1 protein-coding gene is annotated in these 949 nt (G+C 30.1%); it reads left to right on the forward strand.

What is annotated here, in order from left to right:
- Window positions 1–683: 683 nt before the first annotated feature.
- Window positions 684–949 (forward strand): hypothetical protein (locus ACFIMA_RS09765; RefSeq protein WP_375678256.1); only part of this gene is annotated, 266 nt, incomplete at its 3' end.

The following is a 949-nucleotide window of genomic DNA, read 5'->3' on the forward strand; positions in this document are numbered from 1 at the left end:
TTTTCTATATTTTGTTGAAAAAAGATCACAGTAGAATCCATATTGCTAAAAAGTTATATTTTTATGTTGCTATTTTCTTGAACAGTCTATAGTGATACGAAAATGTATATTAGTAAGACTCATTTTGATAAAATAACTTTCAAAGGGGGGATAAGTAGTGCGTAAAGATAAAAGGTACATCACAGGACCACGCATATATCATTATATGATATATTAAAAAGAAAAAATCCAACTAAAAAGCCAGTTATCCAAAGAAGAATATATTCCGGACATATTACAATTTCTTTTTACTTTACTTATTATTAATAAAACCATGCTTTCTAATAAAAATAAAGTCTATAGTTAGGAAAATACATACTAAAACCTAGTACAAAGGATTTTATAGTAATCACTACCAAGTAAAAAGTAATATTAAATATACAAGGCCTCTTTTTTAGTTAGAAAAAAACAGCACACTAAAACCCTTAGACTCTAAATGTGTTATCTTTATGTCCACAAAACATAATCAAAAATACAAGCATTTAGATCTCAATACAGAGAGCACAAACAAAACTAAAGACTCAAAATGTTCACACTCTAAGCAATGATCGTCTACTCTAAATTCCAAAGACATCAATAATGCTAAAATGTGTCTTTTTTATGTTTTGGAGGTGTTTCTAAGTTTTTTCATTGGAGAGTTTGTTATGAAAAAATTATATGCCCCACAAGCAGCGAGTGAATTAAAACGTTCTCGTTTTTCTTTTGTTAAAGTTCTTTCGTTGGCTACAGCGGCTACATTCTTATCGAATGTTACGCCTGTTTTTTCAGCAAATCCTGATTTTAGAAACACGTTTCTTGAGGGTGTAAAAAGTGCTGGTGTGTTTTATCCACAAAGCCTTCTCTCTGTTGCTGGTTTGAATGATTCTGATGATTACGCAAATTTTTTAACCAAAACCCTTTCTGGTAAGAG

The sequence above is a fragment of the Bartonella sp. AP88HLJMH genome (assembly GCF_042195605.1).
GTDB lineage: Bacteria > Pseudomonadota > Alphaproteobacteria > Rhizobiales > Rhizobiaceae > Bartonella.